The 22859-nt window shown below is 74.1% G+C and carries 22 protein-coding genes; 9 read left to right on the top strand and 13 right to left on the bottom strand.

What is annotated here, in order from left to right:
• Positions 1–4: 4 nt before the first annotated feature.
• The gene (locus ACH414_RS20120) at positions 5–688 is read right to left on the bottom strand and encodes a response regulator (RefSeq protein ID WP_382537134.1); all 684 of its coding nucleotides are present in this window, start codon (positions 686–688) and stop codon (positions 5–7) included.
• A complete protein-coding gene (locus ACH414_RS20115; protein ID WP_391767855.1) occupies positions 685–1914 on the bottom strand; it encodes a sensor histidine kinase in 1230 nt (409 codons plus the stop codon). The genes ACH414_RS20120 and ACH414_RS20115 overlap by 4 nt, the downstream gene beginning before the upstream one ends.
• 145 nt (positions 1915–2059) lie before the next feature.
• Between ACH414_RS20115 and ACH414_RS20110 the strand changes: the two genes are divergently transcribed.
• On the top strand, positions 2060–2281 hold the full coding sequence (locus ACH414_RS20110) for a hypothetical protein (RefSeq protein WP_382537140.1): 222 nt from the start codon (positions 2060–2062) through the stop codon (positions 2279–2281).
• A 14-nt stretch (positions 2282–2295) separates the two neighbouring features.
• Here ACH414_RS20110 and ACH414_RS20105 read toward each other — a convergent pair whose 3' ends face one another.
• Positions 2296–3222: a DMT family transporter gene (locus ACH414_RS20105; protein WP_382537143.1), complete on the bottom strand. Its 927-nt coding sequence runs from the start codon at positions 3220–3222 to the stop codon at positions 2296–2298.
• Positions 3223–3687: 465 nt separating this feature from the next.
• Here ACH414_RS20105 and ACH414_RS20100 point away from each other — a divergent pair, with 465 nt between their 5' ends.
• Positions 3688–4428 (top strand): SDR family NAD(P)-dependent oxidoreductase, encoded by a 741-nt coding sequence (locus tag ACH414_RS20100; protein WP_386567699.1) that lies wholly within the window; start codon positions 3688–3690, stop codon positions 4426–4428.
• Between the two features lie 132 nt (positions 4429–4560).
• On the opposite strand, the gene alc is transcribed toward ACH414_RS20100, so the two are convergent.
• Positions 4561–5676, bottom strand: coding sequence for an allantoicase (alc, locus tag ACH414_RS20095; protein WP_398942722.1), 1116 nt, complete (start codon positions 5674–5676; stop codon positions 4561–4563).
• Between the two features lies 1 nt (position 5677).
• Complete coding sequence (allB, locus tag ACH414_RS20090; RefSeq protein ID WP_382537154.1) at positions 5678–7012, bottom strand: allantoinase AllB; 1335 nt, start codon at positions 7010–7012, stop codon at positions 5678–5680.
• 314 nt (positions 7013–7326) lie between these two features.
• Between allB and ACH414_RS20085 the strand changes: the two genes are divergently transcribed.
• The gene (locus tag ACH414_RS20085) at positions 7327–8136 is read left to right on the top strand and encodes an IclR family transcriptional regulator (protein ID WP_382537157.1); all 810 of its coding nucleotides are present in this window, start codon (positions 7327–7329) and stop codon (positions 8134–8136) included.
• A gap of 75 nt (positions 8137–8211) precedes the next feature.
• Here the strand turns inward: ACH414_RS20085 and ACH414_RS20080 are convergent, their stop codons facing one another.
• The 3 genes from ACH414_RS20080 to ACH414_RS20070 all read right to left on the bottom strand — a co-directional run bounded on the left by ACH414_RS20080 (position 8212) and on the right by ACH414_RS20070 (position 10562).
• Positions 8212–8901, bottom strand: a complete 690-nt coding sequence (locus tag ACH414_RS20080) for an ABC transporter ATP-binding protein (protein ID WP_391767854.1) — start codon at positions 8899–8901, stop codon at positions 8212–8214.
• Positions 8898–9980 (bottom strand): ABC transporter permease, encoded by a 1083-nt coding sequence (locus tag ACH414_RS20075; protein ID WP_382537163.1) that lies wholly within the window; start codon positions 9978–9980, stop codon positions 8898–8900. Before ACH414_RS20075 ends, ACH414_RS20080 begins: the two co-directional genes overlap by 4 nt.
• A 111-nt stretch (positions 9981–10091) precedes the next feature.
• Positions 10092–10562, bottom strand: coding sequence for a hypothetical protein (locus ACH414_RS20070; RefSeq protein ID WP_382537166.1), 471 nt, complete (start codon positions 10560–10562; stop codon positions 10092–10094).
• Between the two features lie 160 nt (positions 10563–10722).
• Between ACH414_RS20070 and ACH414_RS20065 the strand changes: the two genes are divergently transcribed.
• Together ACH414_RS20065 and ACH414_RS20060 are read left to right on the top strand one after the other, a co-directional pair.
• Complete coding sequence (locus tag ACH414_RS20065) at positions 10723–11898, top strand: sensor histidine kinase (protein ID WP_382537169.1); 1176 nt, start codon at positions 10723–10725, stop codon at positions 11896–11898.
• Positions 11895–12521 (top strand): response regulator, encoded by a 627-nt coding sequence (locus ACH414_RS20060; protein WP_382537172.1) that lies wholly within the window; start codon positions 11895–11897, stop codon positions 12519–12521. The genes ACH414_RS20065 and ACH414_RS20060 overlap by 4 nt, the downstream gene beginning before the upstream one ends.
• Positions 12522–12532: 11 nt before the next feature.
• Here ACH414_RS20060 and ACH414_RS20055 read toward each other — a convergent pair whose 3' ends face one another.
• Positions 12533–12856: a DUF5955 family protein gene (locus ACH414_RS20055; protein WP_382537175.1), complete on the bottom strand. Its 324-nt coding sequence runs from the start codon at positions 12854–12856 to the stop codon at positions 12533–12535.
• Positions 12857–13015: 159 nt separating this feature from the next.
• Between ACH414_RS20055 and ACH414_RS20050 the strand changes: the two genes are divergently transcribed.
• The 3 genes from ACH414_RS20050 to ACH414_RS20040 all read left to right on the top strand — a co-directional run bounded on the left by ACH414_RS20050 (position 13016) and on the right by ACH414_RS20040 (position 16895).
• A complete protein-coding gene (locus ACH414_RS20050; protein WP_398942718.1) occupies positions 13016–13648 on the top strand; it encodes an NTP transferase domain-containing protein in 633 nt (210 codons plus the stop codon).
• 226 nt (positions 13649–13874) lie between these two features.
• Positions 13875–15497 (top strand): malate synthase A, encoded by a 1623-nt coding sequence (gene aceB, locus ACH414_RS20045; protein WP_382537181.1) that lies wholly within the window; start codon positions 13875–13877, stop codon positions 15495–15497.
• A 249-nt stretch (positions 15498–15746) separates the two neighbouring features.
• Complete coding sequence (locus ACH414_RS20040) at positions 15747–16895, top strand: GDSL-type esterase/lipase family protein (protein ID WP_398942716.1); 1149 nt, start codon at positions 15747–15749, stop codon at positions 16893–16895.
• On the opposite strand, the gene ACH414_RS20035 is transcribed toward ACH414_RS20040, so the two are convergent.
• Together ACH414_RS20035 and ACH414_RS20030 are read right to left on the bottom strand one after the other, a co-directional pair.
• Positions 16882–18681, bottom strand: coding sequence for a hypothetical protein (locus tag ACH414_RS20035; RefSeq protein WP_398942714.1), 1800 nt, complete (start codon positions 18679–18681; stop codon positions 16882–16884). The two genes, ACH414_RS20040 and ACH414_RS20035, sit on opposite strands and share 14 nt — an antisense overlap.
• A gap of 36 nt (positions 18682–18717) precedes the next feature.
• Positions 18718–19668 carry a fibronectin type III domain-containing protein gene (locus ACH414_RS20030; RefSeq protein ID WP_382537190.1) on the bottom strand — a complete coding sequence of 317 codons (951 nt, stop codon included), beginning with the start codon at positions 19666–19668 and terminating at the stop codon, positions 18718–18720.
• Between the two features lie 165 nt (positions 19669–19833).
• On the opposite strand from ACH414_RS20030, the gene ACH414_RS20025 reads away from it, so the two are divergent.
• On the top strand, positions 19834–20412 hold the full coding sequence (locus tag ACH414_RS20025) for a hypothetical protein (RefSeq protein WP_398942712.1): 579 nt from the start codon (positions 19834–19836) through the stop codon (positions 20410–20412).
• A 13-nt stretch (positions 20413–20425) separates the two neighbouring features.
• Here the strand turns inward: ACH414_RS20025 and ACH414_RS20020 are convergent, their stop codons facing one another.
• Both ACH414_RS20020 and ACH414_RS20015 read right to left on the bottom strand, forming a co-directional pair.
• Entirely contained in the window at positions 20426–21109 is a 684-nt protein-coding gene (locus ACH414_RS20020; RefSeq protein WP_398942711.1) for an aspartate/glutamate racemase family protein, read from the bottom strand.
• 47 nt (positions 21110–21156) lie between these two features.
• A complete protein-coding gene (locus tag ACH414_RS20015; RefSeq protein ID WP_398942994.1) occupies positions 21157–22506 on the bottom strand; it encodes a nucleobase:cation symporter-2 family protein in 1350 nt (449 codons plus the stop codon).
• Positions 22507–22859: the final 353 nt, after the last annotated feature.

Genomic DNA, 22859 nt, shown 5'->3' with positions numbered 1-22859 from the left:
AAGCCTATGCGTCGTGCCCGCCTTCGTGAAGATCGACGAGTCCGGCGTCGTGGACGAGCAGCGCGATCTGGACACGGTTGTTGAGGCCGAGTTTGGCCAGGATGCGCGAGACGTGGGTCTTGACGGTGGGGACGCTCATATAGAGGGCGGTGGCGATCTCGGCGTTGGAGCGGCCCTGTCCGACGGCGACGGCGACCTCCCTCTCCCGGTCGGCGAGCAGGGCCAGGCGTTCGGTGGCGGTGGCGCGGCGGGGCGGTTCCTGCGGCCGGCCGGCGACATGGCTCATCAGCTGGCGGGTGACGGCCGGCGAGAGCACGGGGTCGCCGGCGGCGACCCGGCGGACGGCGGTGACGATCTCCGCGGGCGGGGTGTCCTTGAGGACGAATCCGGCGGCGCCGGCCCGCAGCGCGCGGAGCACCTGTTCGTCGGCGTGGAAGGTGGTGAGGACGACGACCTCGGGGGCACCGGACCCGGCGCGCAGCCGCTCGGTGGCGGTGAGGCCGTCCACCCGCGGCATCCTGATGTCCATGAGGACGACGTCGGGGGCGTGGCGCTCGACGAGCGCGGGCACCTCGGCTCCGTCGGCGCCCTCGCCGACGATCTCGATGTCCTCGGCCCCGCCGAGCATCAGGGCGAGGCCCGCACGGACCAGGGGGTCGTCGTCGACGATGAGCAGCCGGATGGTCATGCGGGCCACGGTAGCCATGCGCGCAGGGCGAACCCGCCGTCGGGGGCGGGTCCGTGCTCCAGCCGGCCACCGGCGAGGGTGGCGCGCTCGGTGAGGCCGATGAGGCCCTGCCCGGAGCCGGGCACGGCCGGGACGGGCCCGGTGGGCGGGGGGTTGCGGACCTCGACGGTCAGTCCCTCGCCGGGGCGGCCGCGCAGGGTGAGGGTGACCTCAGTGCCGGGGGCGTGCTTGCGGGCGTTGGTCAGGGCCTCCTGGGCGATGCGGTAGACCGTGCGCCCGGTGGAGGCGGGGACGGAGCCGGGGTCGGTGACGGTGGTGTCGAAGACGACGTCCATCCCGGCCTCGCGGACCTCGGCGACCAGGGTGTCGAGGGTCGCGAGGGTGGGCTGGGGCCGGTCGGCGGCCTCCTCCCCCGGGGCGCGCAGCACGCCGATGATCTCGCGCAGGTCCTGGAGGGCCTCGTGGGCGCTGTCGCGGATCACCCCGGCCGCGCGGGCGATCTGCTCGGGCGGGGCGTCGGGGCGGAACTCCAGGGCCCCGGCGTGCACGCTCAGCAGCGTGAGCCGGTGCGCGAGGACGTCGTGCATCTCGCGGGCGATGGCCTCCCGGGCGAGCCGCTGGGCCTGTTCGGCGCGGAGTTCGGCCTCGGCCTCGGCGCGCTCGGCCCGGTCGCGCAGCGCCTCGACGAGCCGGCGGCGGGAGCGGACGAGCATGCCCCAGGCGGTGACGAGGAGCACCAGGGCGACGCCGAGGGCCGCGTTGAGGCCGGCGTTGAGGGTGGGGTCGGGGCGGACGAAGACCTGGACGACGGAGGCGGCCATGGCGAGCGCGCCGATCCAGGCGATCTCGCGGAAGGGCCGGCGCACGGCGACGCTGAACAGGCTCGCGAGGACGGCGCCCGCGGCGGTCGGGGCGAAGACGCTGACCACGGAGAGGGTGACGGCGAGGGCGACGGGCCGGCGTCGGCGCAGCCAGACCGAGCAGACCGCGAGGCCGCCGACGATCTGGTCGGTGAGGGCGACGGCCTCGCTGCTGTACCTGGCGCTGGTCTCGGCCGCGAGCAGCCCGACGAACGCGGCGAGGAGGAACAGCGTGGTGTCGACGACCCAGTCCCGTACGGTGCGCCGCGGCCGGCCCGGCCGGCCGGCCGGCTCGGTCCCGGCGGCCTCGGCGAGGTGGGACGGGAGCAGCCAGCTGAGCCGCTCCGGGCGTGCCGTGCGTGTCATACCGGAAATGTACGCAGCCGGGGCGGGGACCCGCGGTGCGAGCGGCGGGTCGGATACCAAAGTCGCACCACCGGATACTTCGGTCGTACGGAGGGGATACCGGCGGCCGACGCGGGCCCGGCCGGCCGCGGATCATGCTCGGGCCATGAAGCGATTTCTCGAGGTCACGGGTTTTCTGTTGCTGGTCTTCGGTGTCTGCGGGGTGATCCGCGAGCTGACGGGGGGCTGGTTCCGGCTGATGGGGGTGACCCGCTTCCTGACGGACCACGTGGGGTTCCTCCAGGGCCGTGAGGTGTTCGCGAACATCGTGATCGCGGCCCTGGGGCTGGTGGTCCTGATCGTCTCGGACCGGGTGCCGAAGTCCTGACGCGGCCGGCTCCGCTAGCCGGCGTCCCGGTCGGCGGCCTTGCGGCCCCAGCTGGTGCCCGCGAGGACGAGGACGGCGCCCGCGAGGCCCAGGGCGCCGGGGCGGTCACCGGCCAGGGCGATGCCCGCGGCGGCGGCCCACAGGGGCTCGGTGCCGAGCAGCAGGCTGACGCGGGACGGGGAGGTGCGGCGCACCGCCCACATCTGCACGAAGAAGGCGAAGAGGGTGCACAGGACGGAGAGGAAGAGCAGTCCGGCCCACTCGCGGGGTCCGAAGCCGAGCGCGACGGTCCACGGCGCGGCGCCGGTGCCGGGGAGCGCGGCCAGGGCGGCGAAGACGGCGACGGCGGAGCCGAGCTGGACCGTGGTCAGGGAGAGCGAGTCGGCGCTCTGCACGGCCTTGATGCGGGCCATCGCGAGGACGTGCACGGTCCGGGCCACCGCGGCGAGCAGCATCAGCAGGTCGCCGAGGGAGGGCGCGGTGAAGCCGCCGCCCTGGGTGAGCAGCACGACGCCCGCGACGGAGAGCGCGGCGGCGGCGAGGAAGGCGCGGGGCGGCCTGGTGCCGCTGACGCCCGCTTCGGCCAGCGGGGTGAGGATCATGGTGAGGCTGATGATCAGGCCCGCGTTGGTGGCGGAGGTGTGGACGACTCCGTAGGTCTCCAGGAGGAAGATCCCCGAGAGGATCAGCCCGAGGGTCGCCGCCCCGCGCCACTGGGCGGCGCTCAGGGCCCGCAGGCGGCGCCATCCGGCGGCGACGAGCACGGGCAGCACCACCGCGAAGCGCAGGACGAGCACCGCGACGACGGTGTGGGTGGTGGTGATGCCCTTGGCGGCGAGGTAGCTGGCGCCCCAGACGACGGCGACCAGGAGGACCGGCAGGTCGGTGAGCCAGGCGCGGCGCGGAGCGCCGAGGGGCACGGGTACGGCGAACGAGGACACGGAGCCTGCTCCAACTCGATGCACGGGGTGGAGACTTCGGCGGCTCACACGCGGGACGCCCACCGTACCCGGGCGGGCCGGTGGTGGCTACACCTTTCGGCGGCGGCCGGCCGCTCAGTAGCTGCCGAACGTGGGGCGCCCCGCCTGCGCGTACGTCTGGATGACGACCCCGGCGGCCGTGGTGCGGGAGTCGGTGAGCCGGAAGGCGCTGGGGGTGGCGCCCTCGGCGAAGAGGCGCCGGCCCTTGCCGAGGACGGCCGGGAAGACGGCCAGGTGGAGGGTGTCGATGAGGTCGAACTCCCCTGTCGACCCCGCCGCCGGGGGGAACTCATCGCTGGCGGCGGGTGGGCCGCCGTGGGTGTCGCCGCTGTCGCGGCTTGCCGTCCGATTCCCGCCAGCACCGGGTCCGCGCCTCGCGTTTTATTGAACTCGCAACGGAAAATGGCTACTTCGAAGGAGTTCGAGATGTCCACCATGAGCGGCAAGGCGGTCCTGGTCACCGGCGGCAGCAGGGGCGTGGGCGCGGCGACGGCCGTCCGGCTGGCCCGGGAGGGCGCGGACGTGGCCTTCACCTACGTCCAGAGCGAGGAGCGGGCCCGCGAGGTCGCCGCGCGGATCGAGGCCGAGGGACGCAAGGCGCTCGCGCTGCGGGCGGACGCCGGGAGCGCGGGGGACGCGGCGGGTGCGGTGGAGTGGGCGGCGGACGCCCTCGGGCGGCTCGACGTGCTCGTCAACAACGCCGGGGTCGGGGTCGTCGGTCCGCTGGAGTCGCTGACCCTGGCCGATGTGGACCGGGTCCTCGCGGTGAACGTCCGTGCCGCCTTCCTGGCCTCGCAGGCGGCCGCGGCGCTGTTGGCGCCCGGCGGGCGGATCGTCACCATCGGCACGTGCATGACGCAGCGCGTCCCCGGGCCCGGCGGCACGCTGTACGCGATGAGCAAGACGGCGCTGATCGGCCTGACGAAGGCGCTGGCCCGGGAGCTGGGCGGCCGCGGCATCACCGCGAACCTCGTCCACCCCGGCCCCACGGACACCGACATGAACCCGGCCGACGGCCCGTACGCGCAGGGCCAGGCCGAGATGACGGCCCTCGGCCGCTACGGCACCGTCGAGGAGGTCGCCTCGATGGTCGCCTTCCTGGCCGGCCCGGAAGCGGCGTACGTGACGGGCGCCGAGTTCTCGGTGGACGGGGGGCACGCGGCCTAGCGGCACCCCGCAGAGCTCGAACGGTCCCGGAGCGGGAGAAGGGGGCGAGGGCGCACCGTTGCTGTCGGTCGGTGCGCCCTCGGGTGCCGGGCGGGGTGTCGTGCCCGCCCAGTTCGTGGTGTCCGGGTGGCGTCAGCCGCCCAGTTCCTGGTGGCGCGCGGTCAGCCGCGCCGTGCCCGCCTCGGTGAGCGAGCCGAAGAGACGGAGGCGCGAGATGCCGCCGTCCGGGAAGATGTCGATCCGCACCCGGGAGCCGACCGCCGGCGTGTCGAGCACGAAGCGGTGGTTGGTGTCGGGCTGGAGGCGGGTCCGGGGCAGGATCTCGGTCCACTCCTCGGAGCCCTCGGCGGCGACGGAGAGCGCGGCCCAGCCGGCGCTGTTGCCCTTGAGGTACGCGGTGTCGATCTCGACGGCGCGGATCTCGGACTCGGCGGCGAGGCTGTAGCGGATCCAGTCGTTGCCCTTGTCGCGGCGGCGGCGGGTCTCCCAGCCGTCGTCCATCTTGCGCGAGCGGCCGGGCTGGATGGTGTTGGTGGCCGGGGAGTAGAAGCGGTCGGAGGCGTCCTCGACCTGGCCGCCGTTCTCCAGGGCCGCGAGGTCGAAGGTGCCGAGCACGCCGAGCCACTTCGGGTCGGGGGCGACCTCGCCGTACACGCGCAGGCGGGCGATGCCGCCGTCGGGGTGCTGGTTGACCCGCAGGTGGGTGAAGCGCTGCTCGACGTCGACGGCGAAGCCGTTGGCGGCGTGGCCGCCGATGGCGGTGCGCGGGACGAGCGTCGTCCACTTCACGTCCTCGGCGAGCAGCTCCTCGGGCGAGGGCGAGCCGGCGACGGAGGTGGCCTCGACGGAGACGGCCTGCGGGTAGTTGCCGCGGAAGTGGGCGGTGTCGACGACGATGCCGCGGATCACGCCGGGGGCGCCGAGGCGTACGAGCGCCCAGTCGTGGTCGTCCTCGGTGGGGTGCGGGACCTCGGCGGAGACACCGCGGCGGCGGCGGGTCTCCCAGCCGTCCATGATCTTGCCCTTGTGGCCGAAGTGCTCGGGGTCGAACTCGGCGGCCTCGGGCTTGAGCAGGTTCTCGCGCTCGGCGAAGAACTCGTCGTTGGCCGCGATCACGCCCGCGCCGAGGCGGCGGTCGGCGAGGTCGGCGTACTGGGTGAAGGGGAAGTCCGCCGTGCGGTAGTCGGCGTACGGGTCGCCGCCGCCGTAGGGGCTCGCGTCACCGGTGAAGCTGGGTATGGACGACACGTCAGTTGTTCCTTTCGAGGAGGCGGCCGGAGGGCTCGGCGAGGGTGCCGCGGTCGGCGATCCGCTCTCCGCGCAGCCAGGTGGAGGTGACGACGCCGTACAGGGTGCGGCCCGCGTAGGCGGTGACCCGGTTGCGGTGCTGGAGCTCCGCCGGGTCGACGGTGAAGGTGGCGTCCGGGTCGACCACGGCGAAGTCGGCGTCGCGGCCGGCCTCGATGGCGCCCTTCCGGCTGAGGCCGGCGAGCCGGGCCGGTCCCTCGGACATCCAGCGGGCGACGTCGGTCAGGTCGTGGCCGCGGCGGCGCGCCTCGGTCCAGATGGCCGGCAGGCCGAGCTGGAGGGAGGAGATTCCGCCCCAGGCGGAGGCGAAGTCGGGGGTCTTGAGGTCGGCGGTGGACGGCGAGTGGTCCGAGACGATGCAGTCGATGGTGCCGTCGGCGAGGCCCTGCCAGAGCAGGTCCTGGTTGGCCTCCTCGCGGATCGGCGGGCAGCACTTGAACTCGGTGGCGCCGTCCGGGACCTCCTCGGCGGTGAGGGTGAGGAAGTGCGGGCAGGACTCGACGGTGACGCGTACGCCCTCGGCCTTGGCGGCGGCGATCAGCGGCAGCGCGTCGGAGGAGGACAGGTGCAGGACGTGCACGCGGGCGCCGAGGCGACGGGCCTGGTTGATCAGGTTCTCGATCGCGGTGTTCTCCGCGACGCGCGGCCGGGAGGCGAGGAAGTCGGCGTACTTCTCACCGGACTTCTGGGGCGCGGCGGCCAGCTCGTGCGGGTCCTCGGCGTGGACGATCATCAGTCCGTCGAAGCCGGCGATCTCGGCGAGCGAGGCGGCCAGCTGGTCCTGGTCGAGCTGCGGGAACTCGTCGACGCCGGAGGGCGAGAGGAAGCACTTGAAGCCGAAGACGCCCGCGTCGTGCAGGGGGCGCAGGTCCTTGACGTTGTCGGGGAGCGCGCCGCCCCAGAAGCCGACGTCGATGTGAGCCTTGCTTCGGGCGACGTCCTGCTTGACGCGCAGGTGCTCGACGGTGGTGGTGGGCGGCAGCGAGTTGAGCGGCATGTCGAGCAGCGTGGTGATGCCGCCGGCGGCCGCGGCGCGGGTGGCGGTCCAGAAGCCCTCCCACTCGGTGCGGCCGGGGTCGTTCACGTGCACGTGGGTGTCGACGAGTCCGGGCAGGACGACGTCGTCGCCGACGTCCTCGAGCCGGGCGCCGGCCGGTACCTCGGCGTCGTACGGCAGCACGGCCGCGATCGTCCCGCCGGCGACGGCGATCGACGCCGCGCGGGTCCCCTCGGGAGTGATGACGCGCGTCGAGCGCAGGACCAGGTTGACGTCCACCCGTACCCCTTCTTCCACGAAATTCAACGAACTGTTGAAGGAGTCTTCACGCGAGACGACATGTCGTCAAGGGCACACTTCCAGCATGGGCCGCCCCCGAACCCACCTTGGACGTTTCCATGAAGTGGAATGGAAATTTCGTACAGTAGAACGTAGCTCCGCACATGCGGGGTGGACCCGGACCCCTCCGGGCGGCGCCCGACACCGGACAAACACCCCTCTGACCGGCGCGGACGCCGGAACCGGGCCGTGTGCCCGGGCCGCCCGCCCGGTAGGCTGCTGCCTTGCCCGCCTGCCCCGAAAGGACCGTTGCCGTGCCGACGTCCAGCGCCAGCACCACCGACGCCGCGAAGCCCGCCGCCGCGAGCGGTGGCGTCCAGTCCCTCGAGCGTGCCTTCGACCTCCTGGAGCGGATGGCAGACGCCGGCGGCGAAGTCGGGCTGAGTGAGCTCTCCGCCAGCAGCGGACTGCCGCTGCCCACCATCCACCGCCTCATGCGCACCCTCGTGGCCTGCGGTTACGTCCGCCAGCAGCCCAACCGCCGGTACGCCCTCGGCCCCCGCCTGATCCGCCTCGGCGAGTCGGCCTCCCGGCTGCTCGGCACCTGGGCCCGCCCCTACCTGGCGCGGCTGGTCGAGGAGACCGGCGAGACGGCGAACATGGCGCTGCTCGACGGCGACGAGATCGTGTACGTCGCCCAGGTGCCCTCGAAGCACTCGATGCGCATGTTCACCGAGGTCGGACGCCGGGTGCTGCCGCACTCCACGGGCGTGGGCAAGGCGCTGCTCGCCTACACCCCGGCGGACGAGGTGCGCGCGCTGCTCGCCCGTACCGGCATGCCGGCCGCCACCGAGAAGACCATCACCACGCCCGAGGGCTTCCTCGACGCGCTCGCGGCGGTCCGGGAGACCGGGTACGCGGTCGACGACAACGAGCAGGAGATAGGGGTCCGCTGCCTCGCGGTCTCCGTCCCCGACTCCCCCACCGCGGCGGCCATCTCGATCTCCGGGCCGGCGGGACGGGTGACGGAGGCGGCGACCGAGAAGATCGTCCCGATCCTCCAGCAGGTCGCCGAGGAACTCTCGGCGGCGCTCGCGAACACGGCGGGCAACGGGCAGGGCTGAGCCCCGTACACGCCGAAGGGGCGTCCGGAACCAGAGGGTTCCGGACGCCCCTTCGCCGTGGCCGCCCCACCGCCGTCAGACCGCCACGTCCTCCGTCAGACGCCCGTCCCGCACGGTCACCGTCCGGTCCGCCCGCCCCAGATGGGTGCGGTCGTGGGTGACCAGGACGGTCGCCGTGCCGCGTTCCCGGGTGAGGCCGGCGAGCAGTTCCATGACCGCCGCGCCCCGCTCGTGGTCCAGCGCGCTGGTCGGCTCGTCCACCAGGAGGACCGAGGGCTGGTTCATCAGGGCCCGCGCGATGTTCACCCGCTGGCGCTGACCGCCGGAGAGCTGGTGCGGGCGCTTGTGGGCCTGGTCGGCGAGGCCGACGGCGTCGAGGAGGCCCATGGCCCGCTCCCGCACCGCCCGGGACGTCCCGCCGGACAGGTGGGCCATCACCTCCAGCTGCTCCAGCGCGTTGAGGGAGGGCAGCAGATTGGGCTGCTGGAAGACGATGCCGATCTTCTCCCGCCGCAGCTCCGCCTTGGCCGCCCGGGTCAGCGTGCCGACGTCGACGCCCGCCACCACCACCCGCCCGCTGTCCGGGGTCACCAGCGTCGCGGCCACCGCGAGGAGGCTGGACTTGCCGGAGCCCGAGGGGCCGACGACGGCGGTCAGCGAGCCCGCGGGGACGTCCAGGGAGACCGCGTCGAGGGCGGTGAGGCGCCCGTCGCCGTCGGGGTAGGTCAGGGTCACGTCGTCGAGGACGAGGTTGTTCGTGGTCACCGCGCGCTCCCGAGGGCGGTCAGGGGGTCGACGGCGGTGATCCGCCGGATGGACAGCGCCGCGCCGAGCACACCGAGCACGATGATCACGGCGGCCGGGCCCAGCACGGTCATCGGCTGGAGGACGAAGGGCACGTCCCCGCCGCTGATCAGGGCGCCGATGCCGGAGGCGAGGGCGGTGCCGGTCAGGGTGCCGATGCCGAGCATGACCACGGCCTGGCCGAGCGCGTCCCGCAGGAGGTACGGGGTGGAGGCGCCCAGCGCCTTGAGGACGGCCACGTCACCGCTGCGCTGGATCGTCCAGACGGTGAAGAAGGCCCCTATGACCAGCGCGGAGATGGCGAAGAGAAAGCCGCGCATCATCTGCAGCGAGCCGTTCTCGGCCTGGTAGGACCCTATGGCGGTGAGCGCCTCGTCGGGCGTCTTCGACGAGGTCCTCGCGGCCGCGTCCCCGCCCGTCCAGTCCACGCCGGAGCCGCTGAGCGCGATCACCGTGGCCTGCTGCTGCGCCGTCGCACCGCTGTGGCCGAGCTTCTGCCAGTCGTCCAGGGAGGTCCACACGACGGGCGTGTGGCTGTACGAGGCGTCGCCGGAGACCGCGGCCACCGTGGCGTTCACGGGGCCGAGGTCCACGGCGTCGCCCACCGTGACGTCCAGCTCCTCGGCCGCCGACTCCGAGAGCACCGCCCTGCCCGGGCCGAGCTTGCCGCTCTCCGGCGCGAGGGCCGTGCCGGGCTCCGTACCGAAGGCGGAGAGCGCGGCCGTGCGGTCGCCGGCGGTGGCGTTGAGGGTGCGGATGCCGAGCGGCTCCGCGCTCGCCACCCCCGGCCGGCCGGCCCAGTCGCGCCACTGGCTCTCGGTGACGGTCGAGTTGGTGAAGGAGACCGACTGCCCCGAGGGCGGGGCCGCGAAGGCCAGCCGGTCCGCGGGCAGACCGGTGATCGCGGAGATGTTCTCCCGCGCAAGCCCGGCCGTCAGGCCCGACAGCAGTCCCACCAGCAAGGTGATCAGCACGATCACCGTGCCCATCAAGGTGAATCGCCCCTTGGCGAATCTCAGGTCTCTCCATGCCACGAACATGGGGCCAAGCCTGCTCGGCGGGGGCGCCCGCGGGCATCGCGCCACGGATGGCTCCGCAATCAAACTTTCGGTTGACCCGCGCGGCCGCCACGCCCGCCTTCCCGCCACCCGCTACTTGATCAGCGCGTTGGCCACGGCGATCGCCAGGCCGATCGCCGCGTCCGCGAGGCCCACGAGCACGGCCGAGCGGCGTCGGTAGCCGGACTTCAGCGCGGCGAAGGTCCCCCAGGCGCCCAGCAGGAGCGTGTTGAGGCCCAGACCGACCGTCGTGACCGGGCCTTCGCTCCAGTCCGCGGCCCCGGCCAGGAGCAGCAGCGCCACGGTGGGCAGGACGGCGACCACCAACGGCCACTCCTCCCCCAGCGCGGTGACCAGGCGTCGCCAGCGCACGACGGCGCTGCCGGTGTGGTGCGTGGTCATGTGGTGCGCGTACCCGTGCACGAGGCCGGCGGCGACCGCCGTGACCAGGATCCACAGCGCGTCGTAGACCGGTGTGAAGCGTTCGCCCTCGCTCTGCAGCGCCGCGAGCAGCGCGCTCGCCAGCACGGTGCCGTAGATTCCGCCGAACATCCAATTTCGCATGATTTCTCACCGTACGGGAGATCCGTCCGGACCCCGAACCGGCCCGTTACCCCCGCCTTATGCGGACCGTCGGTGCGGGCGGTCGGCGCGGACGATCAAACTTTCGGTTGAGTCCGGATTGTCCCGACCGGTCTCGCGGCCCGCCTACCCTGGACGGGTCATGGATCCCCGTTCGCTCACCCCCGCCCTGCGCGCGCTGCGCCTCTGCCTTCATCTGCTGATGGCGGGGCTGCTCGTGCTCGCCGCGCTGCGCTCGCACACGGTGGCGGGAGTCGCCGCCGCGGGCGTCACGGGTGCCGTCTACGCGGCGGGGTCGCTCCTGCCGGCCGTGCGGCGCTCGCAGCGGGCCGCCGCGGTCTGGCTCGGACTGCTGTGCCTGAGCTGGCTGGTGCTGCTGTGGGTGACGCCCGAGGGGCTGTGGATCGCCTTCCCGCTCTACTTCCTCCAGCTGCACCTGCTGCCGGTGCGCTGGTCGCTGCCTGCCGTGGCGCTGACGGCGGGCGCGGCGATCCTGTCGTACGTGCGGCACGGCGCCCAGCTGAACCCGGGCGTCTTCATCGGGCCGCTGCTCGGCGCGGCGGTGGCCGTGGCCACGGTGCTGGGCTACCAGGCGCTGTACCGGGAGAGCGAGCGGCGACGGCGCCTGATCGAGGAGCTGATCTCCACCCGGGCCGAGCTCGCGGCGGCCGAGCGGCACGCGGGGACGCTCGCCGAGCGCGAGCGGCTCGCCCGGGAGATCCACGACACGCTGGCCCAGGGGCTGTCGTCGATCCAGCTGCTGCTGCGGGCCGCCGAGCGGGCGCTGCCGGCGGGCTCACCCGCTGCCGGGCACATCGACGAGGCCCGGCGCGCCGCGCAGGACAACCTGGCGGAGGCGCGTCGCTTCGTCCGCGCGCTCACCCCGCCCGACCTGGAGCACGGCTCGCTCGCCGGGGCCCTGGAGCGCCTGTGCGGGACGGCCGGGCCCGACGGGCCCCGGGTGCGGTTCTCGCTCAGCGGCACGCCCGCCGAGCTGCCCACCCCGTACGAGGTGGCGCTGCTGCGGATCGCGCAGTCGGCGCTCGCCAACACCGTCCGGCACGCCTCGGCCTCGCGGGCGGAGATCACGCTGTCGTTCATGGGCGGCTCGGTCGCGCTGGACGTCGTCGACGACGGCAAGGGCTTCGACCCCGGCTCCGTGCGGCCCTCCTCCGAGGGCGGTTTCGGGCTGCCCGCGATGCGCTCGCGGGCGGAATCGCTCGGCGGCGCCTTCACCGTGGAGTCCGCGCCCGGCCAGGGCACCGCCGTCGCCGTGACCCTTCCCCTGCCCGCGCTGCCCGCTGGAGCCGACGCATGACCATCCGACTGCTGCTCGCCGACGACCACCCGGTGGTACGGGCCGGGCTCCGGGCCGTCCTGGACACCGAGCCCGACTTCGCCGTGGTCGCGGAGGCGGCGACGGCCGAGCGCGCGGTGGAGCTGGCCGCCGCCGGGGGCGTGGACGTGGTCCTGATGGACCTGCAGTTCGGCGCCGGGATGCACGGCTCGGAGGCGACGGCGGCGATCACGGCGCTGCCGGACGGGCCGCGGGTGCTGGTGCTGACCACGTACGACACGGACGCGGACATCCTGGCGGCGGTCGAGGCCGGGGCCTCGGGCTATCTCCTGAAGGACGCCCCGCCGGAGGAACTCGCGGCGGCGGTGCGGACGGCCGCGGCCGGCCAGTCGGCGCTCGCCCCCGCGGTGGCGCACCGGCTGATGGACCGGATGCGGACGCCGGCGGAGGCGCTGACCAAGCGGGAGCTCGAGGTGCTCCAGCTGGTGGGCGAGGGCCTGTCGAACCAGCAGATCAGCAAGGCGCTGTTCCTGAGCCAGGCGACGGTCAAGTCCCATCTCGTGCACATCTTCGCCAAGCTGGGCGTCGACTCGCGCACTGCCGCGGTGGCGGCGGCGACGGCCCGGCGGCTGATCAGGCGCTAGGGGCCGGAGACTCAGCGGGCCGGGGGCTCGGCGGGCGGCCCGAAGAGGTCGACGGCGCGGCGCAGGGCGGCGAGGCCCTCGGCGAGGGCGCTGACGGAGCCGACCGAGCCGGCGACGAGCAGCAGGGAGCGGCGCAGCCGCCGTACCTCGGGGGCGCCGCCCGCGGCCATGGCGTCGAGTGCGGCGAGTTCGTCCTCGGCGATGCCCCGGTCGGCGAAGTCGGCGCGCAGAGCGGCCAGTTCGCGCCTGAGCCGGGACACCGCGGCCCGCAGCCCGTCCACCCTGGGGTCCACGCCCTCGCCGGTCACTCGCCTCTGCCCCACGCTTCGCAACATGGTTCTCCCCCTCGCGCACGTCCTTGTGCCGACCCGTCGGGCGGTGGTCGGGCGTCCGGGGCCGCGGGTCAGTTAACTCCTTCGCGCGCCCGGCGCGCCAGCGGGCGGACGTGATTCAGGCTTCCGTGTGGTGCGGGCCTGATGCGGTATGCAGTCCTCATGACTGGTGAGACTCGGGAACCGACTGGTGAGACGCGTGAACCCCTCGTGGCGGGCCTGCTGCTGGCCGCCGGCGGCGGCCGGCGGCTGGGCGGCCGGCCGAAGGCCCTGCTGCGCCACCGGGGGCGCCCGCTCGTCGAGAACGCGGTGCGCGTGCTGCGCGAGGGCGGCTGCGAGACGGTCCACGTGGTGCTCGGCGCGGCGGCGGACCGGGTGCGGGCGGAGGCGGTGCTGCCGGGCTGCGTGCTGGTGGACAACCCGGAGTGGGCCGAGGGCATGGGGTCCTCGCTGCGGGTGGGGCTCGCCTCGCTGAGGGCGGCGGCGCTGCCGGTGGACGCGGCGGTGGTGTCGCTGGTGGACCAGCCGGGGATCGGGGCGGCCGCGGTGGCCCGGGTGCGGGCCGCGTACCGCACCCCGGGGACGCTCGCCGCGGCCTCGTACGACGGGAAGCGGGGGCATCCGGTGCTGTTCGGCGCGGACCGCTGGGCGGGGATCGCGGCGGGGGCGGTCGGGGACCAGGGGGCCCGGGACTACCTGAAGGCGCACCGGGATGCGATCACGCTCGTGGACTGTTCGGATGTGGCCGAGCCCTACGACATCGACACGGAGGCGGATCTGGTGCACCTGGAGTGAAGGCGGTGGCACCCAGCGCCACGTTGTGTCGACCCGAAGAATCTCGACATCAACAAACCATTGAACTTCCACTATGAGGAAACTAGTATCCACTGTTCAGAAGCGCCTGATCTCCGAGACGGCGCTCGCGGCCGTATCCCGGCGCCTGTGGCACTCCGTGCCGTATCGCGACGCCCGGCGGCCGCCTGGCACCGCCCGTGAAGCCCGCTGAAGGAAGTGACAGTTCATGTCCGCACCAGCGCCGTCCTCCCTGGTCGTCGTCGAAGCCGAGCCCCTGCCGCGCCAGGAGGAGGTGCTCACCGACGCGGCGCTCGCCTTCGTGGCCGAACTGCACCGCCGGTTCACCCCGCGCCGCGACGAACTGCTCGCCCGCCGCGCCGAGCGCCGCGCCGAGATCGCCCGCACCTCCACGCTGGGCTTCCTTCCCGAGACCGCGGCGGTCCGCGCCGACGACTCCTGGAAGGTCGCGCCCGCCCCGGCGGCCCTGAACGACCGGCGGGTGGAGATCACCGGCCCGACCGACCGCAAGATGACGATCAACGCGCTGAACTCGGGCGCGAAGGTCTGGCTCGCGGACTTCGAGGACGCCTCGGCGCCCACCTGGGAGAACGTGGTCCTCGGCCAGGTCAACCTGATCGACGCGTACACCCGGAACATCGACTTCACGGACCCGCGCTCGGGCAAGTCCTACGCCCTGAAGCCGGCCGACCAGCTCGCCACGGTCGTCATGCGCCCGCGCGGCTGGCACCTGGAGGAGCGCCACCTGACCGTCGACGGGCGCCCGGTCCCCGGCGCGCTGGTCGACTTCGGCCTCTACTTCTTCCACAACGCGCAGCGCCTGATCGACCTCGGCAAGGGCCCGTACTTCTACCTGCCGAAGACCGAGTCGCACCTGGAGGCCCGCCTCTGGAACGAGATCTTCGTCTTCGCGCAGGACTACGTCGGCATCCCGCAGGGCACCGTCCGCGCCACGGTCCTCATCGAGACCATCACGGCCGCGTACGAGATGGAGGAGATCCTCTACGAGCTCCGCGACCACGCCGCCGGGCTCAACGCGGGCCGCTGGGACTACCTGTTCTCCATCGTCAAGAACTTCCGTGACGGCGGCGCCAAGTTCGTCCTGCCGGACCGCAACGCGGTCACCATGACGGCCCCGTTCATGCGCGCGTACACCGAACTCCTCGTCCGCACCTGCCACAAGCGCGGGGCGCACGCGATCGGCGGCATGGCCGCGTTCATCCCCTCCCGCAAGGACGCCGAGGTCAACAAGGTCGCCTTCGAGAAGGTCAAGGCCGACAAGGACCGCGAGGCCGGCGACGGCTTCGACGGCTCCTGGGTCGCCCACCCCGACCTGGTCCCGATCGCCATGGCCTCCTTCGACGCGGTGCTCGGCGACAAGCCGAACCAGAAGGACCGGCTGCGCGAGGACGTGCACGTCGAGGGTCCCGAGCTCATCGACATCGCCTCCCTGGACGCCCACCCGACCTACGAGGGCCTGCGCAACGCGGTCCAGGTCGGCATCCGCTACATCGAGGCCTGGCTGCGCGGCCTGGGCGCCGTCGCCATCTTCAACCTGATGGAGGACGCGGCGACCGCCGAGATCTCCCGCTCGCAGATCTGGCAGTGGATCAACGCCGAGGTGGTCTTCGAGAACGGCGAGCAGGCCACGCCCGAGCTGGCCCGCAAGGTCGCCGCCGAGGAGCTGGCCGCGATCCGCGCGGAGATCGGCGACGAGGCGTTCGCGGCCGGGAAGTGGCAGCAGGCGCACGACCTCCTGCTGCACGTCTCCCTGGACGCCGACTACGCGGACTTCCTCACCCTCCCCGCGTACGAACAGCTGGTCGGCTGACCGCACAGCGGCCGAACAGCTCGCAGGACCCGGCTCCGCCCCCGATGCCCCGGCATCGGGGGCGGAGCCCTTTTCGCGCGTTCGCGCCTTTGCCCGGCTTTTCGATCCATGGCGTTTCACAAGTCACGTAACGCAACCGCAATACGCAGCTACCTAGCGGTAACAAGTCGGCGCGTGCCAGATTCCGCATGCCACCGGCCGGCGGCTGTCCCCCACTCACTGCGCACCGCATACCGCAGGAGCACAGCCATGTCTTCGTCCCCCCACCGCGTACTGCGCGGACTGCTCACCCTGTGCGTCGCCGCCGGACTCGTCTCCCTGGCCCCCTCCCCCGCCGCGGCCGCGCCCGGCTCGGGGCCGACCGCCGTGGTCTCCATGGGCGACAGCTACATCTCCGGCGAGGCCGGCCGCTGGCAGGGCAACAGCCTGACCACCGGCGGCAGCCGCAACGGCACCGACCGGGCCTGGACCGGAAGCCTCTACGACCCGAGCCGGGTCTACGGCACGTCGGAGGCCAACGGCTGCCACCGCTCGGACTCCGCGGAGGTCAGGAGCGCGGGGGCCCTCGCCACCGAGCTGATCAACCTCGCCTGCTCCGGGGCGACGACCGACAACGTCTTCCGCGCCGCCAACGGCGGTGTGGCCTACAAGGGCGAGGCCCCGCAGGCGGACCAGCTGGCGGCCGTCGCCGCCACCCGTGACGTGAAGCTGATCGCGCTGTCGATCGGCGGCAACGACCTCGGCTTCGCCGACGTCATCACGACCTGCGCGACCGACTACATCGTCTGGTACTCCTACTGCCACGACGACCAGCAGGCCGCCGTCGACGCGAAGATCGACGGGGTGATGGCGGACGTCGGCAAGGCGATCGACGAGATCAGGGCCGTGATGAGCGGCGCCGGTTACTCCTCCGCCGACTACCGCGTCGTCCTCCAGTCGTATCCCTCCCCCATCCCGCGCTCCTCGGAGAACCGTTACGGCGAGAGCGGCTGGACCCGCACCAACACCGGCGGCTGTCCCTTCTGGAACCTCGACTCCGACTGGGCCCGCGACTCCCTCGTCCCGCAGATCGCCAACCGGCTGAAGGCGGTCGCGACGGCCAAGGGCGCCCAGTTCATGGATCTGCGCGACATGCTCCAGGGCCGCGAGGTCTGCGCGAAGGCCAGCAAGCAGGTCAGCTCCACCGTCCCGGCCTCGGCGGCGACCAGCGAGTGGGCCCGCTGGATCGACCAGAACGAGACCCAGGGGCCGCTCCAGGAGGACATGCACCCCAACTACTACGGGCAGTTGGCGCTCGGCCGCTGCCTGGCCCTGATCAACGCCCGGACGACCGGCAACTACAGCTGCCGCAACACGGCCGGCGCGGGCGCCTCCGGGATGTACCTCACGGCAGGCTGATGCCGAGGGGGCCGAGGACCCGCGCGGTCTCGTGCGGGTCGGCGGCCGCCATCGCGGCGACCAGCGCGGCCGAACCGCCGGGCCAGCTCCCGGCGGCCGCGTCGAAGGCGGCACGGCGCGACTCCAGCGGGCCCTTCTTGCCGGGCAGCGAGTCGAGCACGGCCAGCGCCCGGGCGGAGGCCGGCACCCGACCCGGATCGGCCTCCTCGCCGCGGGCCCGCAGGGCCTCCTCCGCGCGAGCGCCGCTCACCGGGTCGGCGAGCGCGTGGCGCAGGGCGCCGACCGGGGCGGCGGCCAGGTCGAGGACGGCGAGCAGCCCGCGGGTGGCGGCGGCCTCGGAGGTCCCGGCGTTCACCCGGCCGACGGCGTCGAGCAGCTCGGTCCAGGACCCTTCGTCGGCGTCGCCGGGGACCGCCTCCCGGGCGCGCAGCCACTCCCCGATGACCCGTCCGGCGACGGCCGGGGGCCAGCCCGCCGCCGCGGCCACCAGCGTGGGCGCGTCCCAGGCGGCGGTGGCGGCGGCGTCGGGCACGGCGACACCGCGGACGCCGAGCAGATAGCGCACGGCGGAGCAGCCGCGCGGGGCGAGGCCGAAGGCGTCGCCCCGGCGGAAGACGAGCCCGGTGCCGGCCAGCCGGTCGACGACGGCGGCCAGCTCGTGGGCGGGCCGGTCGAGCCGGGCCCGGTCGGTGTCGTTGATCCCGGGCGCGCCGAGCAGCCGGGCGAGCTCGCCTGCCGTCGGGGTCGTGTACCCGGGCGAGGCCGGCGGGGGTACGCGGACGGGGGCGTCCTCCAGGGACGGGTCGACCGGCCAGTCCTCGAACTCGGCGGCGCGGCGGGCGACGGACTCGGCGGAGCAGCCCCGCTGGTAGAGGGTGTAGAGCAGGTGGGCGGCCTCGCCGCCGTAGGGCCCCTCCTCCGCGAGCGCCTCGACGGCGGCGGCGAGCAGGTCGGCGTCGGCCTCCGGGTCGGGCGACGCGGCCGCCTCCTCGGGCGGGGGCAGCGGCTCGGCGGGGTCGCCGTAGTAGTCGAGGTGTTCGTCGAGCAGGGCGTCGGCGAGGACGAGGTGGGGGAAGGCGTCGGGACCCGGCGCGAGGTGCGCGTACTCCCCCGCGAGGCCCTCGGCGAGGCCGGCCGCGGTCCAGCGGTCGAGCAGGGCGGCGGCGACGGTCCCGATGCCCTGGGCCACGTCGTGGTCGGTCAGGACCGGGCCGGCGGCCGGGGGTGCCTCGGCGTCGCGCACATAGGCGCGGGTCAGCGCCTCGGCCAGCAGCACGTCGGCGAGGGCGGTGCGCGCCATCAGGTCCGCCCGGCGGGCCCCGTCGGGCACCGGCGGCCCGTCGAGCCGGGCGAGCCAGGCCCGTACGGCCGCGGGGTCGTCGGGGTCGGTGCCGTCGGCCCGCAGGAGCTGGGCGTACCAGCGGGGCCAGGTGAGGTTGCCGGGGTCGCCCATGGCCCGCTCGAAGTCGGCGGCGGCCTCGGCGATCACGCCCTCGACCCGGTCGAGCCGGTCGCCGTCGAAGCGACCGGCCAGCGCCCGCAGCACGGCGGGATAGGCGGCCAGCTCCTCGGGGGCGGCGCAGACGAACGTGGGCAGGTCCTCGACGAGCAGCCGGCGGACCAGCACGGGCGTGGGCTCCGGCACCCCCGTCTCCCGGTCCGCCCCGCGCAGCGCGAGCAGACTCAGCACGGCGTCGGCGGCCCTGCGCGATCCAGGGTCCCGGAACTCGGGGCTCTCGTCGAGGAACGCGGCGAGCCCGGTGTTGGTGAGGACGATCTCGGCCACGCTTCCCAGCGTAGTTCCGACGCGGGTCGCGCGCCGTCAACGGCTCACCACGGTGCGCGGTGCGGAGAAGTCGCCCCAGGTGCCGTCGGGGAGCCGGGCGCGGAGGGTGAGGGTGAGGCGGGTGCCGGGGGCGCCGGGGTCGGTGAGGGTGTAGGTCACGGGTCCGGGTGGGGGCTGGGCGCCCCAGACGATGGTGGTGGCGAATCGGCCGTTCAGGTAGAGCTGGTGCTCCTTGACCGGCGCGCTGGTGCGGGGCGGGGTCCAGGTGAGGGTGACGGCGCCGGTGGTGGCGCGGGCGGTCACGCCGGTGGGGGCGGTGTTGGGCGGGGCGCCGGGGGCGGGGGCGGTGGTGAGGTCGGCGGGTTCGCTGTCCGGGGAGGAGTTCTCGGCGGCGTCGCGGGCCCGGACGGTGAAGGCGTAGGCGGTGCCGGGGCGCAGTCCGGTGAGCCGGGCGCCGGTCTCGGTGCCGGCGACGGTGTGGATGCGGGCGTCGGCCTGGTAGACGTCGTACGCGGTGACGCGGGTGTCGTCGCGGGCGGGGCGCCAGCTGAGGGTGGCGCCGCCGGGCCCGGCGGGGACGGCGCGCAGGGCGGTGGGGCGGGTGGGGGGCGTGCGGTCCTCGGCGGTGGCGGCGAGGGTGGTGGCGGTGACGGTGGCGCTGTCCGGGGAGAGGTTTCCGGCGGCGTCGCGGGCGCGGACGGTGAAGGTCTGCGCGGTGGCGGGGGCGAGGCCGGTGACGTCGGTCATCAGGGTGTCGGCGGGGAGTTCCCTCACCGGGCGGCCCTCGCGGTAGACGGTGTAGCCGGTGACGGCCCGGTCGTCGGTGGCGGCGCTCCACATGACGTGGACCGTGCTCGCGCTGCCCGCGGCGGCGGTGACTCCGGTGGGGGCCGTGGGGGCGCGGGTGTCCTGGGCCGGGGCGGCCGAGCAGGCGGCGAGCGCGAGGAGGGCGGCGGTCGACAGGCTTGCGGCGAGCGGGCGTTGCACGGGACGCCTCCGTCCGGCCGGGAGATCCGGGAAAGGTCTGGACCTGTATGACACAGGGGCGGGCGGGCGGGCAAGGGGCGGGCGGGGAGGAGTGTGCCGGGGCGTTGTCAGTGGGGTGCGCTTCACTGGTTCCATCACTCTCCGTAATCAAGGTCTGGGGGAATCGTGACGGACCGTACGACCTATGTGACCGCCGCCGGGCTGCGCGAGCGCGGCTGGAGCGACGCGATGATCGGCGAGCTGCTCGGCCAGGCCGATGTGCAGGGCCGGGACCCGAGGCGCTGGTCGCCCGCCCCGGTGCGGCTCTATCTCCTCGCCCGCGTCGAGGCGGTGGAGCGCACCCCGGAGTTCCTGCCCGCCGCGGCCGCCGCGGGACGGGGCTCGGCGGCCTCCGGGGCGGGGGCCGAGCGGCGGCGCAGGGCGGTGCTCGCGGCGATCCGGGCCGAGCCCATCGTGGTGCCCCGGCTGCCCGCCGCCGAGCTGGAGCGCCGCGCCGTGCGCCACCGGCATCTGCTGGGGGCTCGGGGGCCGGGCGGCATCACCGCGGGCGCGCTGGCGCGGTGGCAGGTCGGCTATCTGCGCCAGGCGCTCGCGCGGTACGAGACGCTGCTCGACGGCCTGTACGGCGACATCGGCCGCGCCGACGCCGAACGCCTGCTGCGCCGCCGTCTGTACGAGGCGATCGCGGCGGCCTACCCGGGGCTCGCGCACGAGTGCCGGCGGCGGATGGAGGTGGAGCGGTGACGGGGACGTGGGGTCAGGCGCCGGATCGGCCCGCGCCCAGGAGCCGGGCCGCCCGGCGGCAGGCGGCGGGGATCGGGGCGATCACCGGGAGGGCCGTACGGGTGCGCAGGGCGTCCGCCGCGTCGCCCAGCGGACCGCCGCCGATGACGACGGCCTCGGCGCCGTCCCGCAGGGCGCAGGCGCGGACGGCGGCCTCCAGGGCGGCGAGCAGCGACGCGGGGCGGGCGGCGAGCCGTTCGGGGTCGCCCGCCGTGAAGCGGGCGCCGGTGTACCCCGCGCCCAGACCGAGCCGTTCGACGTGGGCGGCGATCGTGCCGGCGAGGAGCGGGGTGGTGGTGGCGATCCCGAAGCGCCGGCCGCCGGCCGCGGCCTCGGTGAGCGCGGCCTCGCCGAGACCGACGACGGGGACGGCCTGCGGGACGGCGGCCCGCAGTTCCTCGATGCCCGGGTCGCCGAAGGCGCCGACGATCAGTGCCGCGCAGTCCCCCGCGGCCGTGGCCGCCAGCGCCGCGGCGAGGACTTCGGGGGCGGCGGCGCGCAGCGCCTCGGGGTCGGTCAGCATCGCCGGGCCGCGCGCGGCGGTCACGCCGCGGACGCGCAGACCGGTGCCCGCCAGGGCGCGGCGGGCGAGGGTGGTCATCATCCGGGTGGTCGTCGGGGACGTGTTGGGGTTGACGAGCACCACCGCCCCGGTCACCGCGGCGTGCGCGGGGACCGGGGCGGGCGGGGTCGGGGGCCGGTGGCTCAGTGGACGTGCGCCGCCTTGGCCGTGGCGGTGCCGGAGATCTCGTCGCCGGGCTCCATCGGCGCGGTCACCGTGTCGTCGTCCTTGCGCCGCCCGAGGTGGTTGAAGACCACGTTGAGCAGGACGGCCGCGACACAGCCGGTGGAGATGCCCGAGTCCAGGATGATCTTCGCGGTCTCCGGGAAGGCGTGGTAGAACTCCGGCTTGGTGATCGGGATGATGCCGACCGCCAGCGAGACGGCGACGATCAGCACGTTGTTGTCCTTCTCCAGGCCGGCCTTGGCCAGGGTCTGGATGCCGCTCGCGGCGACCGAGCCGAAGAGGACGACGCCGGCACCGCCGAGGACCGGCCGGGGCACGACCGAGATCAGCGAGGCGGCCACCGGCGACAGGCCCATCAGGACCAGGAAGCCACCTCCGCAGGCGACCACGAAGCGGCTGCGGATCCGGGTCATGGCGACCAGGCCGATGTTCTGGGCGAAGGCGCTGCACATGAAGCCGTTGAAGAGCGGGCTGAGTGCGGAACCGAGGGTGTCGGCGCGCAGTCCGGCGGCGATGGTCTTCTCGTCGGCGGGCCGCTCGACGATCTCGCCGAGCGCCAGCATGTCGGCGGTCGACTCGGTCATGGAGACCAGCATGACCACGCACATGGAGATCATCGCGGCGAGGGCGAACTGCGGGGCGCCGAAGTGGAACGGCGTCGGGAAGCCGACCACGTCCGCCTCGGTGACCGGCGTGAAGTCGGTGACGCCGAACGGTATGGCGATCAGGGTGCCGATGACGAGACCGACCAGGACGGCGACCTGCTTGAGGAAGCCGCGGGTGAAGCGGCGCAGCAGCAGGACCACGACGAGGGTGATGCCCGCGAGCGAGAGATAGGTGGTCGAACCGTAGTCGTCGGCCTTGGGGTTGGGCCCCTGGGCCCAGCCGAAGGCGACGGGCAGGAGGGAGACTCCGATGAGGGTGATCACGGAGCCGGTGACGACCGGCGGGAAGAACCGGACGAGGCGGGAGAAGAAGGGGGCGGCGAGGAAGCCGAGCAGTCCGGCGACGATGATCGCGCCGAAGATGACGGGAAGGGCGTCGGCCTTGTCCTTCGTCGTGTCGACGATCGCGAGCATCGGGGCGACGCCGGCGAAGGTGACGCCGTTGACGAACGGCAGCCGGGCACCGATCTTCCAGACACCGAGGGTCTGCAGGAAGGTGGCGAGTCCGGCGGTGAAGAGACTCGCTCCGGTGAGGAACGTCAGTTCGGTGCCGGAGAGGCCCACGGCCGCTCCGACGATCAGGGGCGGGGCGACGACCCCGGCGTACATGGCGGCCACGTGCTGCAGACCGCTGGTGAGCATCTTCAGTGGGGGCAGGACCTCGTCGACCGGGTGTCTGTCCGGGTCGGCGGCGGAGCCTGCGTCGTGTGCATTGCGAACCTGGGGCTTGGCGGCCACGGCGGTTCCTCCGGTCGGGTACACGTCGGCGGCGACGCGGGTGTCAGGGAGGTGGTGCGATGCGGTGCGAAGTGCGGAGGTGCGGCTCGGTGCGGGGTGTTGCGGTCGCGCCGGTGGAGGGGTGCGGCGCGGTGACGGGGTGTCCGGTGGGGAAGTCCGGGGCAGGACCGGGCACGGTTCACGCGTTCACCGTCCCGGGGCGCGCCGTACGACTGGGCGTACGGCGCACCCCGGTCGGGCTGCCGCGGACCCCGCTC

This window comes from Streptomyces sp. NPDC020422, from assembly GCF_044386705.1.
Taxonomy (GTDB): domain Bacteria; phylum Actinomycetota; class Actinomycetes; order Streptomycetales; family Streptomycetaceae; genus Streptomyces.
The sequence above is the reverse complement of the archived record's forward strand: the minus strand, read 5'-3'. Positions and strand labels throughout refer to the sequence as shown.